We start from the raw sequence: 17,449 nt of genomic DNA, 5'->3' as shown, positions 1-17,449 counted from the left end.
ACTGGTACTGATCCGGCCCGGCCGGCACAGACCGAAGGCGGCGGCCCCCGATCCCCGGGGCCGCCGCCTTCGCCGTCCCCCGGCCCTTGGCCCTTGCCCCCCGGCCCTTGGCCCTTGGCCCTCGGCCAGTTGACAGCCCGTCCGGATGCGGTGCCCATGGCCGGGGCGGAGAATGGGGAGAGTCCCTCCCACGCCACGCGCATCGGGAGCCGTGATGGACCGAGCGGAACTCTTGGCCGTGTTCTACGGGGAGGGGCCCGTCCCCGTTCTCTGGGCGACCGGTTGTCCGGTGCACTTCGACGTGTGGCTGGCCTTCGCCACGCCGCCACCAGCAGCGACATCACCACCGCCACCGCCACCGCCACCTCCAGCGCCTGCGCCCCCGTCTCCCTACCGGCAGGATCTGATCCTCGCCGTCCGTGAGGAGTACGGCGTCGAGCGGGCGTTGGAGCGGCTGCAGGGACTGCGGTTGACGGAGGCGTGCCGGCCCGTGGCGGCCGGGAGTTTCGTGGTGGCGCAGGTGACGCTGGAGGAGTTGGTGACGGCGTTACTGCCGTTGACCAGTCTCGCGGGGGTGGTGCGGGTCGCGCACGAACTCGCCGTCGAGAGCGGGGCGCAGGGGATCGAGGCGGCGCTGGACGGGCACATCCGGGCCCCGGCGACCAGCGAGATCCACGACAACATGCAGCGCCGGCAGGAACGCGGCCGGCAGCTCACCTGGTTCCTGAACCTGCTCCGGCGGGTCGTGGCGGACGCCGGCCCGGACGGACAGGACGTGACCGACGCGCTCGTCCGCATGCTGGCCGCCGCCGTCCCGGACACGTACCCGGTGCGGGGCGCCCACAGCCCCGTCGGCCAGGTCGTCGACCGGCGGCTGAAGTACCCCATCGTCTCCGTGACGACGAACCGCCGGGCGACCCGCGCGGTCGTACGGTCCCGGCGCACGATCAAGGCCGACGCCGCCGAGCAGGTGTTCTCGGTGGACAGCGCCTCCATCGGCTGGGCGGTGGTCGACAGCGGCATCGACGCGCGGCACTCCGCGTTCCACGAGTGGGACACCACCGTCTCGCCGCCGCGGAGGCTGGAGTCGCGCATCGCCCGCTCCTTCGACTTCACCTGCGTACGGGCGAAGCTCCCCGACGACGCTCTGGTCAACGGGCTGGTGAACTGGTCGGCCGCCCTGCCCTCGGTCGAGAACGACCCGGACCCCGGCCCGCCCCCGCCGGGACGGCCCGATCCCTACGTACCGCCCGGCGACCAGCACGGCACGCACATCGCGGGCATCATCGGCGGGTCGTGGCCGGAGCTGGAGTTCCGCGGGATCTGTCCGCGTATCCGGCTGTACGACTTCCGGGTGCTCAACGACGACGGTGAGGGCGACGAGTTCTCCATCGTCACCGCGCTCCAGGCGATCCGGCACATCAACGAGCAGGCCGGGCGGTTCGTCATCGCCGGGGTCAACCTCAGTCTGTCGGTGCCGCACGACGTCGCCACCCACTCCACGGGCTGGACACCGGTGTGCGTCGAGTGCGACCGGCTGACCCGGTCGGGTGTGGTGGTCGTGACGGCGGCCGGGAACGCCGGGTTCACCGGGACCGTACGCACCCTGGGCACCGGCTACCACGACATCAGCATCTCCGATCCCGGCAACGCGGAGTCGGTCATCACCGTCGGCTCCACCCACCGCAGCAATCCGCACCGCCACGGCGTCAGTTACTTCTCCAGCCGTGGCCCCACCGGCGACGGCCGGCCCAAGCCCGACCTGGTGGCGCCGGGGGAGGACATCGACGGTCCGATCCCCGGCGAGGGCATCGCCGCCATGCACGGCACCAGCCAGGCGGCGGCCCATGTCAGCGGGGCGGCGGCCATGCTGCTGGCCCGCTACCGCGAGTTGCTCGGCCGCCCCGAGCGCGTGAAGGAGATCCTGTGCGCGACGGCGACCGACCTCGCCCGTGAACGCGACTTCCAGGGCCATGGGCTCGTCGACGTACTGCGTGCCATGCAGTCCGTGTGACGGCCGACCGACCGGCCCGGCGAGGCGGACGACCATGCTGACCTTCGATTTCCTCGACGCCCGCCACGGCGACTGCTTCCTGGTCCGCTGGGACGCGGAGGACGCCCGGGGCCGCCCGCGCGACGAGCGGGTCATGCTCGTCGACGGCGGGCCCGCCGGTGTCTACCGGGCCTCCCTCCAGGGCCGGTTGCACGAGCTCACCGGCCGGAACGGAGGCCGCGCGAGCCGGGAAGGAGGACAAGGCCGGGAGCGGGGCCGAGGTGTTGACACCCCCGCGCACGACGGCCCCTCGTCCTCCGGCTCCCCTCCCCACCTCGACGTCGTCTGCCTCTCCCATGTCGACGACGACCACGCCGGCGGTCTCGTACGTCTCTTCCGGGACATGCGGCAGGCCCAGCAGGACGGGGAGGCGCTGCCCTACGACGTGGACGCCCTGTGGTTCAACTCGGTGGAGGACCTGGTCGACCACCGCGCCCCCGGCCTGAGCGCCTCCGTCCACCCGCTCCTCGAACGCGCCGCCGCCTCCGACGCGGCCGTGACCGCCAGTTACAACCAGGGCCGGGACATCCGCGACGCGGCCGCCGCCCTGCACCTGGACGGCAACGCCCCCTTCCGGAGCCCCCTCACCGAGGGTGCCGAGGCGACCCTGCACGATCTGGACGTCACGGTCGTCGCCCCGGACGAGGGCGCCCTGGCCGAGCTGGAGGAGAAGTGGCGCAAGGCGAGGCGGCGCGGTGATCCGGAGGTCATCTCGGCGGCGTACGCGGACAGTTCGGTGCAGAACCTCTCCAGCATCGTGCTGCTGCTGCGGCACGAGGACGGCACCGCGCTGCTCACCGGTGACGCCCGGGGCGACCATGTCCTCGCCGGGCTGCGCGCCCTCGACCTGCTCGACGACGACGCCCCGCTCCACCTCGACCTGCTGAAGCTCCCGCACCACGGCAGCGACCGCAACGTGGAGCCCGACTTCTTCGAGCGGATCCGGGCCGACCATTACGTCATCTCGGCCGACGGCGTCCGCCACCACCACCCCGGCGAGGACACCCTGCGTCTGCTGGTCGGGTCCCGCGCCCCCGAGGACGAGTACGTCGTCCATCTCACCAACCACATCCCCTTCGCCGAGGAGGTGCTGGCGGAACTGGGCGCGGACCGTGCGTTCGAGGTCGACGTCCGAGGACCCGCCGACCAGGCGCTCGTCATCACGATCGGAGACCGGCCATGACCAAGTCCCGGCACGGGGAGGACACCTTCACGCGGCACACGGAGGACACGTTCACCCGCCCCGCCCCACCTGCCCCCACGCCCGCCCCCGCCTCGGGCCCGCCCGGTGACCCGGCGTGGGCCGTGGACTCCCCCGCCCTCGGCACCGGTCTGACCGTCCGCCCCTGCGGGGACCCCCTCCGCCCGGCCGAACCACCGCCCGCAAACGGCACCCCGGTCGCCCTCGCCCTCTCCGGCGGCGGCTTCCGCGCCACGCTCTCCTCCCTGGGCTTCATCCGGCTGCTGGCCGACACCGGGCTGCTCCGCCGTCTTCGCTACTCCTCCTCCGTGTCCGGCGGTTCGATAGCCAACGCCTGCCTCGCCACCGCCTGGCCCGCGCTGCGCGAGCGGGACTTCACCCCGGCGGCCGTGGACGACCTCGTCATCGCCCCCGTCGTCGACCGGGTCTCCGCCCACTCCCTCAAACGGGCCCTCCTGCGGGACGTCTGGCGCACCCTCGGTCCCACCACCCGCACCGACCTGCTGGCCCGCCGCCTCGACGACTGGTTCCTCGGACAGACCGAGCTGGAGGACCTCGACCCGCAGGTCCGCTGGATCGTCAACGCCGCCAACCTGACCACCGGCGTCCGCTTCACCTTCGAACGCGATGTGTACGGCGACTACTCGATCGGCCTCGCCCGCACGGCCGGCACGGGCCTGCGCCTCAGCCGCGCGGTCTCGGCGTCGGCCGCCGTCCCCGGTGCCTTCCCGCCCGTGGTCCTCGACGACGCGCCCTTCCCCTGCGCCGCCCACCGGCCCGCCCTCCTGGACGGCGGTATCTACGACAACACCGGCCTGGAGGCCCTGGACAGCGACAACTACCGCCATACGTTCCTGTGCGCCCTGAATTCCGGTGGTCTGCTGCGCCCCGGCATGTACGGCCGCGTCCCGGTGATCCGGGACCTGGCGAGAGCCAACTCGCTCCTCTACCGGCAGAGCACCGCGCTCCGCACCCGGGCCACCGTCGAACGCTTCCGGCGCGGTGCGGCACTCGGTCCCGTCGGTGAGCTGCCGCCCGGTGCCCGCCGGGGCATCCTGGTGCAGCTCTCCACGGACTTCGCGTTCGCCGACCCGCTGCTGCACCGCTGGCGGGCGACGTTCCCCGAGCACCGCGCCCACGACGGCCGCGACCTCGCCCTGGTCCCCACCGTCTTCGACCGCCTCACCCCGTCCCTGTGCCGGGCCCTCGTCCACCGGGGCTGGTGGCTGGGCGGCGCGGGTCTCGCGTCCTACCACCCCGAACTTCTCCCGTCGGACCTGACGACCCTCCGACCACCGCAGCAGTGACCGAATCGAGGGAGGTGGGGGGTGTCTGGGGTGCGTTGTCGAGTGCGGCCCGGTGGGGCTTCTCGCGCAGTTCCCCGCGCCCCTAAAAGCTTCAGGCCCCTGCGGGCCTGAAAGACCACGGCCCCGCCGGCCTGAAAGACGGCGGGGCTGTCGGCCTGAAAGGCGACGGGGCTGCGGGTTGAAAAGCGACGGGGCTGCGGGTTGAAAAGCACGGGGCGCAGCCCCTGCTTTTCAGGGGCGCGGGGAACTGCGCGACCAGCCCCCACCGGACCCGCACCCGCCAACGCACCCCAGACACCCACCCCCGGCCGCGCGGCATCAACACACCCGGTCCGCCCCCTCGTCCGACAGATACAGCACCCGCTCCTGACGCGTGAGATCCCGGTGGACGGCCCGGCAGATGCCGGTGATCGCCTCGTCCGGGCGGGGAAGGTCCACATCCCAGAGCCGGAGGCGATCGTCGTGGCCACCGGTGACGAGGGTGCGGCCGTCGGGGCTGAAGGCCAGCTGCCGGGCCCCCGCGACCGGCAACGTCACGCGGGCGTAGCGCGTGCCGGTGTCCCACAGCCGTACCGTGCCCCCGCCGCTGGTGGCCAGCGTGCGGCCGTCCGGGCTGAAAGCCACCCGCACGCCGCCCTCCGAGAGACTCACGGTCAGGGTGGCGTCGAGTTCCCCCGTGGCGGTGTTCCACAGCCGCACCATGCCGTCGCTCTCGGCGGAGGCGAGCACGCGGCCGTCCGGGCTGAACGCCATCGACTCCACCTGCCGGAACATCCGGACGGGGTCGTCCTCGGCCCCCTTCGGCGTGGCCCGGCCCGCGGGTTCGGTGAGCGTGCCGCGGACGCGGCCGGTGGAGGCGTCCCGCAGCCGGATCTCCCCCGCCTGGCCTCCGGTGGTGGCGAAGACATCGCCCTGGGGGCTGAACACCGGCTGCGAGCCGTCCCCGACCCTGCGCAGTTCGACGCGGGGCCGCCCGGTCCCGGTGTCCCACAGCACCAGGCCCTCGCCGACCGTCACCAGCGTGCGGCCGTCGGGGCTGAACGCCATCCCGTTGACGAACCGGTCCGCGAGAGTGATCCGCGGCCGGCGGGTGCGAACGTCCCACAACTGCGTCTCGATGTCGTCGGTGAGGCGAGTGTCCTGCCATCGGGGCTGAAGAGGACCGGCCCCACCAGGGTCGGCTTCTCGTCGAGCACGGCTCGCGAGCGGCGGGTGGCCATGTCCCACAGCCGTACCGTGCTGGTGATGTCCTCGATCTCGGCGGTCGAGCGGACGCTGCCGGTGACGAGGGTGTCGCCGTCGGGGCCGAACGCCACGGACTCCAGGCGCCCCCCGGGGACGGCCACCGTGGCGCGGGGGCGGTTCGCGCCCACGTTCCACAGCCGGACCCCGACGTCGCCGCCGCCGGAGCTGTCGGCCTCGTCGCCCGTAGCCAGTTCGTTCCCGTCGGGGCTGAACGCCACCGACATCACGGGGCTGGTGTGGCCGGTGAGGGTGGTGTCGACGCGTCCGGTGGCGAGGTCCCACAGGCGTACGGTGCTGTCGTAGCTGCCGGCGGCCAGGGTCTTCCCGTCGGGGCTGAACTCCATCGCCTCGACACGGCTGCTGGCGCTGGTGAGGGTGGTCCGCTGCTTCCCGTCGGCGACGTCCCACAGATGGACGGTGCCGTCCTCGGTACCCGTGGCCAGGGTTTTCCCGCCGGGGCCGAACGCCAGGGAACTGACCACGCCCGTACCGCTCTTGAGGGTGGACAGCACTCTCCCGGTGTCCAGGTCCCACAGCTGTGCGGTGTGGTCCCGGGTGCTGGTGGCGAGGGTGCGTCCGTCGGGGCTGAAGGCCACCGCCATCTCCAGACCGGTGGGGCCCTTGAGCGTGGTCGTGACGCGTCCGGTGGTCATGTCCCGTACCTGTCCGCCCTCGGCGACGGCCAGGGCGCGGCCGTGGCGGTCGTAGCCCACCGCCGCCATGTTGTCGTCGTCGGGCCCGTCCACGGCGACCGTCGCCCGGACCCGCCCGGTGTCCAGGTCCCACAGGCGCGCGTCGTCGCCGTGGCTGGTGGCGAGGGTCCTGCCGTCCGGGGAGAAGGTGACGGTGCGGACGAGGTCGGGGCCGTCCGCGTTCTTCGGGCCGGTGAGCACGGTCCGGGTCCGTCCCGTCGCCGTGTCCCACAGCCGTACCGTGCCGTCGTAGCCGGCGGAGGCGAGGGTCTTCCCGTCGGCGCTGTAGACCAGGGCGGACACGGTTTCGGTGTGCCCGGTCAGCCGGCGTTCCAGGGGGACGGCCGCGGCGGCGTACAGGCTCCGGGTGGCCTCGCGGGTGGGGCTCGTGCGGTACGCCTTGATGGCCAGCAGCGAGGCCAGATCGGTGTCGCTGTCCAGCAGGGCGGCGGACTGGGCGGCCAACTGGCGGGACAGTCCGACGCGTTGGGCGTTCACGGCGCTCTGGCGCTGCCAGTAGGCGACCGCGGTCGCGGTGAGCGCGAGGGCCAGGAGGCAGGCGAGGGAGGTGACGAGGACCCGCAGCCGGCGGGTGGTCCGGGCGCCGGCGCGTTCCTCCTCGTCGAGGGCGGTGAGGCCGGCCGTGAGGAAGGCGGCCTCCTGGTCGGTCAGATCGTCGGTGTGGCGCGGCCCGCCGAAGTACTCCCGCGCCGTGACGAGCCGGCTCCCCCGGTACAGCGCGCCCTCGTCGCGGCCCAGCTCCTCCCAGGCGCGCGCCGCCTCGGTCAGCTGCCGGTGTGCGCGCAGCCGGTCGCGGTCCTCCTCGATCCAGCCGCGCAGCCGGGGCCAGGCGGTGAGGAGCGCCTCGTGAGCGACCTCGACGGTCGGGCCGTCGAGGGTGAGCAGCCGGGCCCGGGTGAGGGCCTCCAGGACCTGGGCGACCTCCGCCCGTCCGGTGCCCGTGGTCTCCAGCTCGGCCCGGTCGGCGGGCCGGCGGGTGTCGGGGGTGCCGTCGCCGGGGGAGATCAGCCGCAGCAGCACCCGGCGGGCCGTGGCCGCCTCGCCCTCGGTGAACCGGCCGTACATGTCCTCGGCGGTCTTGGCGATCGCCCCGTCCAGGCCGCCGGCCGCCTCGTACCCGGCGAGGGTCAGTGTCTTGCCCCGGCGGCGCCGCCAGGTCTCCAGCAGGACGTGCGACAGCAGCGGCAGCCCGCCGGGCGCGTCGGTGATCTCGTCGACCAGCCGGGTGGTCAGCGCCCGCTCCACGGTCAGTCCGGCGGCGGCGGCCGGTTTGACGACGACCTCCCGCAGCTCCGCCGGACTCATCGGCCCGGCCAGCAGATTGGCGTCCCCGAGCGCGCCGGCCAGCTCGCGGTGCTCGGCGCACCGGCCGTAGAAGTCCGCCCGCACCGCCAACAGCACCCGCAGTCCGCTCTCCGGCTCGCGCGCGGTCAGCAACAGGTCGATGAACCGGGCGCGTTCGGCCGCGTCGTGGCAGAGGGTGAAGACCTCCTCGAACTGGTCGACGACCACGAGCGTGTCCCCGTCGCCGCCGGAGCCGCTCGCCTCGCGCAGCAGCTCATGGGTGCGGGCCAGCTGATCGCCGGGCGTCAGGATCCGGATCCCGGACAACCGCGGGCCGCGCTCCCCCTCCTTCCCCGGTTCCCCCGGTTCCTGGAGGACGGGTATCAGACCGGCGCGCAGCAGGGAGGACTTGCCGATCCCCGACGGGCCGAAGACCGCCGCGAACCGTCGGCGGCGCAGCAGCCCGACGAGCTCGGCGGTGAGCCGGTCACGGCCGAAGAAGAGCCCGCTGTCGTCGGTCTCGAACCGGGCCAGCCCCCGGTACGGCGGCTCCGTGCCGCCCGCCCCGTCGTCCGCCGGGTCGAACGCGGCGGCCTCCTCGACCGCCCGCCGCCACCGGACCTCCCACTCGTCCGGGTCTCCCCCGCAGGCCCGTACGAAGGCCAGCGCCACCGGCAGTGTGGGCAGCTGCTCGCCGCCGGCCGCCTGGGAGAGGGTGGTGATCGAGTAGCCCGCCTGCCCGGCCATCACCCGGTAGGTGAGACCGCCCGCCTCGGTCCGCAGTTTCCGCAACTCGAACGCGAACCGCTGCACCGGCCCGGCCCCCGGATCGACCGGCACCTCACGACGACCCGCCACCGCGCTGTTCCCCTCCCACCACACCCGCACCATTCCCGGACAACCAACGTACGCATCCGGCCACCTAAGCGGAGAGATCGCGTCCGGCCATTGTTTGGCAGGCTCGACACCCCTGCCAAACAATGCGCGACCCGGTGAGATCGGTGGTGTGGGCGGCACGGGGGACCTGCCGCCCGCACGACGGGGGATCGAGCGGCACGGCCACGGGGGACCTGCCGCTCACGGGGGAAGAGGCGGCACGGGGGAACACGCCGCCACGGGGGAAAGAGGCGGCACGACCGGCCGCCACGGGGGAAGGCCCTGCTGGCCGGGGGACGACCAGCAGGGCCACTATCCGCTTCCACTTCCGGGGCGGCCCTCGGGGGCCGTCCAGGGGCGCGGGGAACCGCGCGACCAGCCCCCACCGACCCGCGGACGAACCCCCCACGAGACAGCGCGCCGCCCGCCGTGCCCGCCGCGTCACAGCCGCTGGATGATCGTCCCGGTCGCCAGTCCGCCGCCCGCGCACATCGTCACCAGCGCGAACTCCTTGTCGGTCCGCTCCAGTTCGTGCAGCGCGGTCGTGATGAGCCGCGCGCCCGTCGCCCCCACCGGATGCCCGAGCGCGATGGCGCCACCGTTGACGTTGACCTTCGCCAGGTCCTGGTCGAAGACCTGCGCCCAGCTCAGCACCACCGACGCGAAGGCCTCGTTGATCTCGACCAGGTCGATGTCCTTCAACGACATCCCGGCCTTGCCCAGCACCGCCTTGGTGGCGTCGATCGGCCCGTCGAGGTGGAAGTGCGGGTCGGAGCCCACCAGCGCCTGGGCGACGATCCGCGCCCGGGGCCGCAGCTTCAGCGCGCGGGCCATCCGCTTCGACGCCCACATGATGGCCGCCGCGCCGTCGCTGATCTGGGACGAGTTGCCCGCCGTGTGGACGGCCGTCGGCATGATCGGCTTCAGCCGGGCCAGCGCCTCCATCGACGTGTCCCGCAGCCCCTCGTCGTGGTCGACGAGCCGCCACATGCCCTGCCCGGCGCCCTGTTCGGCCTCGGTCGTCGGCACCTGGACGGCGAACGTCTCCTTCTTGAACCGCTCCTCGGCCCACGCGGCGGCGGCCCGCTCCTGGGAGACCAGCCCCAGCGCGTCCACGTTCTCCCGCGTCAGTCCCCGGTGCCGGGCGATCCGTTCCGCCGCCTCGAACTGGTTGGGCAGATCGACGTTCCACTCCTCCGGGAACGGCTTCCCGGGCCCGTGCTTGGACCCCGACCCGAGCGGCACCCGGGACATGGCCTCGACGCCGCAGCTGATCCCGACGTCGATGACACCGGCCGCGACCATGTTGGCCACCATGTGCGACGCCTGCTGCGAGGAGCCGCACTGACAGTCGACGGTCGTCGCGGCCGTCTCGTACGGCAGGCCCATGGTCAGCCAGGCCGTGCGCGCGGGGTTCATGGACTGTTCGCCGGCGTGGGTCACCGTGCCGCCGACGATCTGCTCGACGCAGTCGGCGGGGATGCCGGTGCGGCCGAGGAGTTCACGGTAGGTCTCGCCCAGGAGGTAGGCGGGGTGCAGGTTGGCGAGCGCGCCGCCGCGCCTGCCGATGGGGGTGCGTACGGCTTCGACGATCACGGGTTCCGCGGCCATGGGGAATCCTCTCAACGGTTACCCGCGCGGCGCGGGGCGTCCCGGCCCGGCCCGCCACGCAGAACTAGTACGCGTTCTAGTTCTCTCCAGCAGTCTGCTGAGCCCGGCTCCGGGACCGCAAGGGGCGTGCGGCAATTGAAAGTCGACCGAAGGGCCCGTACCCCTTGCTTGTTCTAGAACCCGTTACTACGGTCACCGCAAATCCCTGTATCTGATGCTCCGTCAGGAGTCGCCGATGCCCTGTCCAGCGCTGCCCGACGGGTTCGACTTCACCGACCCCGACCTGCTGCACCACCGTGTCCCCCTCCCGGAGTTCGCCGAACTGCGCCGCACGGAACCGGTCCACTGGATCCCGCAGGCGCCGGGCATCGCGGGCTTCGCGGACGAGGGCTACTGGGCCGTCACCCGGCACGCGGACGTCAAGTACGTCTCCACGCACCCGGAGTTGTTCTCCTCGACGGTCAACACCGCGATCATCCGTTTCAACGAGCACATCGAGCGCGACGCGATCGACGCCCAGCGGCTGATCCTGCTGAACATGGACCCGCCGGAGCACACCCGGGTCCGCCAGATCGTGCAGCGCGTCTTCACGCCGAGGGCGATCCGCGCGCTGGAGGACAACCTGCGCCACCGCGCCCTGAACATCGCCCGGGAGGCCGTCGCCCACCCCGGCCCCTTCGACTTCGTCACCGAGGTCGCCTGCGAACTCCCCCTGCAGGCCATCGCCGAGCTGATCGGCATCCCGCAGGAGGACCGCATCCGGATCTTCGAGTGGTCGAACCGGATGATCTCGTACGACGACCCGGAGTACGCCATCACCGAGGAGGTCGGCCAGCAGTCGGCGATGGAACTCATCGCGTACGCCATGAACATGGCCGCCGACCGCAAGCAGTGCCCGGCGAAGGACATCGTCACCACGCTGGTGGCCGCTGAGGACGAGGGGAACCTCGCCTCCGATGAGTTCGGCTTCTTCGTGCTGATGCTGGCGGTCGCGGGCAACGAGACGACCCGCAACGCCATCACCCACGGCATGCACGCCTTCCTCACCCACCCCGACCAGTGGGAGCTCTACAAGCGTGAGCGCCCCGCGACGACGGCCGAGGAGATCGTCCGCTGGGCCGCCCCGGTCAACTCCTTCCAGCGCACCGCCACCCAGGACGTCGAACTCGGCGGCAAGCAGATCAGGAAGGGCGACCGCGTCGGCATCTTCTACGCCTCCGCCAACCACGACCCGGAGGTCTTCGACAACCCCGACACCTTCGACATCACCCGCGACCCCAACCCCCACCTCGGCTTCGGCGGCGGAGGCCCGCACTTCTGCCTCGGCAAGTCCCTGGCCGTCCTGGAGATCGACCTGATCTTCAACGCGATCGCCGACGCGATGCCGGGCCTCCGCCTCGCCGGCGAACCCAGCCGGTTGCGCTCCGCCTGGATCAACGGGGTGAAGCACCTCCAGGTGACCACGGTCTGAGCCGGGCACCGCCCCTTCGCACTCGGGCCGACGGCCTCCCGGCGCCGTCGGCCCGTCCTGCTGGAGGCAGGGGCTCTACTCCTACGCCCCGCCCCTGCCTCCGTCGTCTCCTCCACCGTCGCGCCGGACGGCCGTCGCGAGTCTGTCCGTCGTCTCCGGTTGCTCGCGCAGTTCCCCGCGCCCCTTTCGGGGCGCGGTGGTGCGGGGCCCTGTCAGGAGGTACGTCAGGCCGAAGCCCGCGCCCACCACCGCCGCGCCGCCGACCGCGTCGAGGACCCAGTGGTTGCCGGTCGCCACGATCGCCAGGACCGTGAAGAAGGGGTGCATCAGGCCCAGCACCTTCATCCACACCCTGGGGGCGACGATCGCGATCGTGAGGCCGCACCACAGGGACCAGCCGAAGTGGAGGGACGGCATCGCCGCGTACTGGTTGGCGAGTTCGGTGAGTTTGCCGTAGTCCGGCTTGGAGAAGTCCTGGACGCCGTGGATGGTGTCGATGATGCCGAGGCCGGGCATCAGGCGCGGCGGGGCCAGCGGGTAGAAGAAGAAGCCGATCAGCGCGAGGACCGTGGTGAAGCCGATCGCCGTGCGGGCCCAGCGGTAGTCGGCGGGGCGGCGCCAGTAGAGGACGCCGAGGACGGTCAGCGGGACCACGAAGTGGAACGACGTGTAGTAGAAGTCGAAGAAGCTCCGCAGCCAGCCGATCCCGACCACCGTGTGGTTGACCCAGTGCTCGATGTCGAGGAACAGGGCCTTCTCGACGGCCAGGATCTGCCCGGCGTGGTCCTCGGCGGCGGCCCGGCTGCCGGTGGCCTCCAGGCGGGTGCGCTGGTAGGCGGCGTAGGTGACGCGGATCAGGAGCAGTTCGAGGAGCAGGTTCGGGCGGGTGGCCACCCGGCGCAGCAGCGGGGCCCAGCTGAAGCGGGTCCCGGCCTTCGGGGCGTACTCGGTGGGGATCGGCGCCCGGTAGTACTCGGAGGTGCGGGACAGGAACGGCACGACGAGCGCGGCGGCGAGCGCGGCCAGCAGGACCACGTTGTCACGCAGGGGGTGCAGGACGCCCACGTTCGGCACCATCATCTTCGCGGGCAGCGTCATCACCAGGACGACGGCGACCGGCCACACATACCGCGACGAGGCCTTCTTGCCGACCCGGCCGACCACCGCGAGCAGCACCCACAGCAGCTGGTGCTTCCAGGACGTCGGCGAGACGGCGACGACGACACAGCCGGTGAGGGCGACCGCGAGCAGCAGCTGTCCGTCGCGGGCGTAGTGGATGGCCCGCCGCATGCCGAGTACGGAGACGGCGGCGGCCAGCGCGAAGAAGACGACGATCTCCAGCGGACCTTCCAGGCCGAGGCGGAGCAGCGCGCCGTGCAGGGACTGGTTGGCGAGGTCGTCCGCCCGGCCGCCGAGGCCGACGCCGGCGAGGTGGTGCACCCAGTAGGTGAACGAGTCGTGCGGCATCGCGGCCCAGGCCAGCGCGGTGGCCGAGGCGAAGGTGATCCCGGTGCTCGCGGCGGCCCGCTTGCGGCCGGTGAACCACAGCAGCGGCACGAAGAGCAGCACGGTCGGCTGGAAGGCCGCGGCGAGCCCTATGAACGCGCCGCTGGTCCGCTCGCCCCGCACCGCGAAGCAGCCCGCGAGGACGAGCAGGACGGGGATGATGCTGGTCTGGCCCAGGTACAGCGTGTTGCGCACCGGCAGCGACAGCATCAGCAGGGTGACCGCGACGGGGGCCGCGAGCAGGGCCGTCCGGCGGGTGACGGGCTGGGGCAGAGCGCGGGCGGCGACCAGGCCGAGGGCGACGACCAGCAGGAGGGTGCCGAAGGTCCAGCCCCAGCCGAGCGCCTGTTCGGCCGTTCGGGTGAGGGGCTTGAGGACGAGGCCGCCGAACGGGGTGCCCGTGAACCGCGTCGAGTCGTACAGCGAGCCGTTCACATGCAGGACTCCGCTGGGCCCGACCCAGGTCTCCAGATCCGTCAGCCGCTCGCCCTTGGGCGTGCCGAGCACGAGGGCGATCTGCCGCACCGCAAGGATCGCGGCGACCAGCCAGAGCAAGACTCTCAGCTTCCCCAGCCGTGCCACCGTCAAGCCCGCTCCGGCGGCACCGCCCGGTCTGCTCTGCTCCGTCGCCACGCGCTGCCGTCCTCCCGCCCCGTTCACGTCCCACCGAGAAGGCTCGCACCGTCCCGGTTGTGAGACGCGGGCAACCCCCTCTTCACCTGAGAGTCGCCCCTGTTTTGTCCGGATGACGATAGTGCGCGGAAGGTTGCCCGCACGCTCAAGGGCGCGACGCGGGTCACGGATGCACATCATGGGCGGCTTTGTGACAGGCCACTGACAAACACCTGGGAGCATGGCCCGGAGCAAGGCGGCACGTCAGCGGGGCAGTGGGAGGGCACGGGGGATGAAGGGTTCTGTACGGGGGCGCGCGCGTCCCGCGGAATGGGCGCACAAGGGGCGCGGGGCGCGCGGGCGGCTGCTGGTGGTCGTCCTCGCGCTGCTGGGGCTTCAGCTGGCCTCGCTCGTGGCACCGGCGTACGCCTGCGGCTGCGGCGCGATGGTGCCGGACGGCGAGCGGAGCGTGTCCGTGAGCCGCGAGAGGTCCGTCGTGCGCTGGGACGGCCGCGAGGAACAGATCGTGATGAGCCTGACGGTCTCCGGTGACGCCCGTACGGCCGCCTGGATCATGCCGGTGCCGAACCGGGCGACGGTGAGGCTGGGCGACGCGGCCGTCTTCGACCGGCTCGTCGAGGAGACCGCGCCCACGTACGAGAAGCGCGAGTACTACTGGCCCCGCTCGCACGACTGGCCGTTCGACCTGTTCGAGAGCGACGGCATGGCGGGCGACGCCGCGCCCGGGGGCCCCCGGTCCTCGGTGGACGTCGTCGGCCGTGAGCGGCTCGGCCCGTTCGACGTGGCCCGGCTGACCGCCACCGACTCCGGCGCCCTCGGCGACTGGCTCGACGAGAACGGCTTCACGCTCCCGGACCGGCTGGACGCGGCACTGGAGCCGTACGTCGAGCGGAAGTGGGAGTACGTGGCGATCCGGCTGGCGCCGGAGGACACCGCCTCCGGCCTGCCGCTCTCCGGCACCCTCGACCCGCTCCACCTCACCTTCGCCAGTGCCGAGCCGGTCTACCCGATGCGGCTGTCCCGGCTCGCCACCACCCCGCAGGCCCTCGACCTGTACGTCCTCGCCGCGCACCGGATGGAGCCGGGCTCGGCGATCGGCGGGGAGGAGCCCGAGGTGACGTTCGCGGGCCGCCTCGGCTCGCCCGACGGCCCGCTCGGCGACCTCACCGGGGGCGGTACGGACTTCCTCACCGCCGTCGAGCAGAGCTTCCCGCGGCCGGAGCGGATCTCCGGCGACCACACGCTGCGGCGGACCGCGGCCGACGACACCTATCGAAAGGTCATCTACGTGGACGAGATGCAGACCCTGTGGGGCATGCCCGAGTGGCTGGTGTGGTTCGGCTTCGGCATGGCCGCGCTGGCGATCAAGGCGGTGGCCGTCGCGATCGTGCTCAGGCGCAACGCGAAGCAGCAACTGCCGCCGGTGCCACCGCCGGGCGCGGCCCTCACACCGCCGGGCGGCTACTACCCGCCGGGGGCACCGGGCGCCTATGCGCCGGGGGCGCCAGGCGGCTATCCGCCGGGGGCACCGGGCGCCTATCCGCCGGGGGTATCAGGCACCTATCCGCCGGGCGCCCACCCGCACGGTGTGCCCGCGCCGGCGCCGTCGGCGGATCCGAAGTCCGCGCCGAACGACTGAGACACACCCCGGAACCGCTGACAGAACGCCCACCCCGCGCCTATATTCATTAGCGCACCTACTTAGCCGTTCTAAGTAATCGCCTGAAAGGCGCGGGAGGCACAGCTTCATGAGCGAGTCGCGGACCTGGGACGACGTCGACGCCTACTTCACCACCCAGCTCGCCCCGAACGACGAGGCCCTGGAGGCGGCGCTGCGCGACAACGAGGCGGCCGGGCTCCCGGCCATCGACGTCGCCGCCAACCAGGGCAAGTTCCTGCATCTCCTCGCCCAGATCCAGGGCGCCCGCCGCATCCTGGAGATCGGCACCCTCGGCGGCTACAGCACCATCTGGCTGGCCCGGGCGCTGCCCGCCGACGGCCGGCTGATCTCCCTGGAGTACAGCGCCCGGCACGCGGAGGTCGCCTGCCGCAACATCGCCCGCGCCGGACTCGACGGGCTCGTCGAGGTACGCGTCGGCCCCGCCCTGGAGTCGCTGCCCAAGCTGACCGACGAGAACCCCGAGCCGTTCGACCTGGTCTTCGTCGACGCGGACAAGGCCAACAACCCGCACTACGTGGAGTGGGCCCTGCGGCTCACCCGGGCCGGCAGCGTCATCGTCGTCGACAACGTCGTACGCGGCGGCCGGGTCGCCGACGCCGGCAGCACCGAGCCGGACGTCCGCGGCACCCGGGCCGCCATCGAACTCATCGCCGCGCACCCGAAGTTGAGCGGCACGGCGATCCAGACGGTGGGCACCAAGGGGTACGACGGCTTCGCGCTGGCCCGGGTGCTGGACTGACCCGCCGTGGTCGGGGGCGGGCCCCGTCAGGCCTCGTGGTAGAAGCCCACGTTGACGCTGCGGGGGCCCGTGCGGTCGTAGATGACGAGTTCGCCGGAGCTGCCGTGCGGGAGCTTCGCCGTGCCGCCGTACGGGAGCGGCGAGGGCTGGTGGCCGAGCAGGGTCAGCCGCACCTCGGAGGAGGGGTCGGCGTGCGAGCCGCGCAGCCAGGTGACCTGCCAGCTCCCGTCCGGGGCGCACAGGAACTCCAGATGCACCCGGGAGACGAAGAGCCAGTCGTCCGGTGTCGCGAGCCGGCACACCGCCCGATCGCGGCCCACCCGGAGCACGCCGCCCGGCTCGCTGGGCGCGTCGGCCATCAGCATGCCGGCCGTCGCCCCGGCGTCCGCCTCGGAGACCGAGGCCATGGTGAGTTCGAGCACGTACCGCTCCTAACGGGTCAAACTCCAATTGTCGCTGCGCACGGCGCGTTTGAGGCGCCGCCGCCGCATGATAATTCGCCGGATCGTCCTGTTGTGCGGGCTCCGGCACAATGGAGGCATGACCGAGCGAAAGCCCCCCGGTGTCAGCTTCGAGTCCTTCGTCGACAAACAGATCCGCGACGCGGAGGCGCGCGGCGACTTCAAGGCCCTCCCCGGCGTGGGCCGACCGCTGCGCGACGACGACACGACGTACGACGAACTCTGGTGGATCAAGCGGAAGATGGCCCGTGAGGGCATGTCCGTCCTGCCACCGACACTGGCCCTGCGCAAGGAGGCGGAGGACGCGCTCGCGACCGCCGCCGAGGCTCCTTCCGAACGCGTCGTCCGCAAGATCGTGACCGATATCAACGCCAAGATCAGCGAAATGATGTTCCGACCGCCACCGGGACCGCCGCTGGGTCTGAAGCCGTACGACGTGGAAGAGATCGTCCGGCAGTGGCGTGAGCGCCGGGGCACCGCCTAGTAGTGCTTGGTCAGGTCGGTATCGGTTGTGGCATGTCGCGGTGACAGGTGGGGCAGGCGCCGGTCCAGACCGCGAGGAGTAGCTGAAGTTCGCGGGCGACCTTGTAGAGGCTCAGGCCGACGCCGTCTCTTTTGGGGACCGGGTGATGCGCTGGAGGGTGCAGAAGGCGTGGGCTGCGGAGACG

12 protein-coding genes are annotated in these 17,449 nt (G+C 72.4%); 7 read left to right on the top strand and 5 right to left on the bottom strand.

Going from position 1 to position 17,449, the window contains the following annotated elements:
* Positions 1-214 precede the first annotated feature (214 nt).
* The 3 genes from ABT147_RS43940 to ABT147_RS43930 are packed head-to-tail and all read left to right on the top strand — an operon-like array spanning position 215 to position 4,561.
* Positions 215-2,014, top strand: coding sequence for a S8 family serine peptidase (locus tag ABT147_RS43940; protein WP_351417439.1), 1,800 nt, complete (start codon positions 215-217; stop codon positions 2,012-2,014).
* 34 nt (positions 2,015-2,048) lie between these two features.
* Positions 2,049-3,236 carry a ComEC/Rec2 family competence protein gene (locus tag ABT147_RS43935; RefSeq protein ID WP_351417437.1) on the top strand — a complete coding sequence of 396 codons (1,188 nt, stop codon included), beginning with the start codon at positions 2,049-2,051 and terminating at the stop codon, positions 3,234-3,236.
* Positions 3,233-4,561 carry a patatin-like phospholipase family protein gene (locus tag ABT147_RS43930; RefSeq protein ID WP_351417434.1) on the top strand — a complete coding sequence of 443 codons (1,329 nt, stop codon included), beginning with the start codon at positions 3,233-3,235 and terminating at the stop codon, positions 4,559-4,561. The genes ABT147_RS43935 and ABT147_RS43930 overlap by 4 nt, the downstream gene beginning before the upstream one ends.
* 318 nt (positions 4,562-4,879) lie before the next feature.
* On the opposite strand, the gene ABT147_RS43925 is transcribed toward ABT147_RS43930, so the two are convergent.
* The 3 genes from ABT147_RS43925 to ABT147_RS43915 form a co-directional block, all read right to left on the bottom strand.
* Positions 4,880-5,668 (bottom strand): WD40 repeat domain-containing protein, encoded by a 789-nt coding sequence (locus ABT147_RS43925; protein WP_502983273.1) that lies wholly within the window; start codon positions 5,666-5,668, stop codon positions 4,880-4,882.
* Positions 5,575-8,661: an nSTAND1 domain-containing NTPase gene (locus ABT147_RS43920; RefSeq protein ID WP_351417429.1), complete on the bottom strand. Its 3,087-nt coding sequence runs from the start codon at positions 8,659-8,661 to the stop codon at positions 5,575-5,577. The genes ABT147_RS43925 and ABT147_RS43920 overlap by 94 nt, the downstream gene beginning before the upstream one ends.
* A gap of 459 nt (positions 8,662-9,120) precedes the next feature.
* On the bottom strand, positions 9,121-10,290 hold the full coding sequence (locus ABT147_RS43915) for a steroid 3-ketoacyl-CoA thiolase (protein WP_351417426.1): 1,170 nt from the start codon (positions 10,288-10,290) through the stop codon (positions 9,121-9,123).
* A 235-nt stretch (positions 10,291-10,525) separates the two neighbouring features.
* On the opposite strand from ABT147_RS43915, the gene ABT147_RS43910 reads away from it, so the two are divergent.
* Positions 10,526-11,761 (top strand): cytochrome P450, encoded by a 1,236-nt coding sequence (locus ABT147_RS43910; protein WP_351417424.1) that lies wholly within the window; start codon positions 10,526-10,528, stop codon positions 11,759-11,761.
* Positions 11,762-11,842: 81 nt separating this feature from the next.
* Here the strand turns inward: ABT147_RS43910 and ABT147_RS43905 are convergent, their stop codons facing one another.
* On the bottom strand, positions 11,843-13,900 hold the full coding sequence (locus ABT147_RS43905; protein ID WP_351417422.1) for a bifunctional glycosyltransferase 87/phosphatase PAP2 family protein: 2,058 nt from the start codon (positions 13,898-13,900) through the stop codon (positions 11,843-11,845).
* Between the two features lie 271 nt (positions 13,901-14,171).
* Here ABT147_RS43905 and ABT147_RS43900 point away from each other — a divergent pair, with 271 nt between their 5' ends.
* Together ABT147_RS43900 and ABT147_RS43895 are read left to right on the top strand one after the other, a co-directional pair.
* The gene (locus tag ABT147_RS43900; RefSeq protein ID WP_351417419.1) at positions 14,172-15,539 is read left to right on the top strand and encodes a DUF2330 domain-containing protein; all 1,368 of its coding nucleotides are present in this window, start codon (positions 14,172-14,174) and stop codon (positions 15,537-15,539) included.
* A gap of 109 nt (positions 15,540-15,648) precedes the next feature.
* Positions 15,649-16,320: an O-methyltransferase gene (locus ABT147_RS43895; protein WP_351417417.1), complete on the top strand. Its 672-nt coding sequence runs from the start codon at positions 15,649-15,651 to the stop codon at positions 16,318-16,320.
* Between the two features lie 26 nt (positions 16,321-16,346).
* On the opposite strand, the gene ABT147_RS43890 is transcribed toward ABT147_RS43895, so the two are convergent.
* Positions 16,347-16,742, bottom strand: coding sequence for an FHA domain-containing protein (locus ABT147_RS43890; protein WP_152168365.1), 396 nt, complete (start codon positions 16,740-16,742; stop codon positions 16,347-16,349).
* 118 nt (positions 16,743-16,860) lie between these two features.
* On the opposite strand from ABT147_RS43890, the gene ABT147_RS43885 reads away from it, so the two are divergent.
* Complete coding sequence (locus ABT147_RS43885) at positions 16,861-17,265, top strand: DnaJ family domain-containing protein (RefSeq protein WP_351417413.1); 405 nt, start codon at positions 16,861-16,863, stop codon at positions 17,263-17,265.
* The last annotated feature ends 184 nt before the right edge of the window (positions 17,266-17,449 follow it).

This window comes from Streptomyces sp. NPDC001868, assembly GCF_040297125.1.
Lineage (GTDB): Bacteria > Actinomycetota > Actinomycetes > Streptomycetales > Streptomycetaceae > Streptomyces.
The sequence above is the reverse complement of the archived record's forward strand: the minus strand, read 5'-3'. Positions and strand labels throughout refer to the sequence as shown.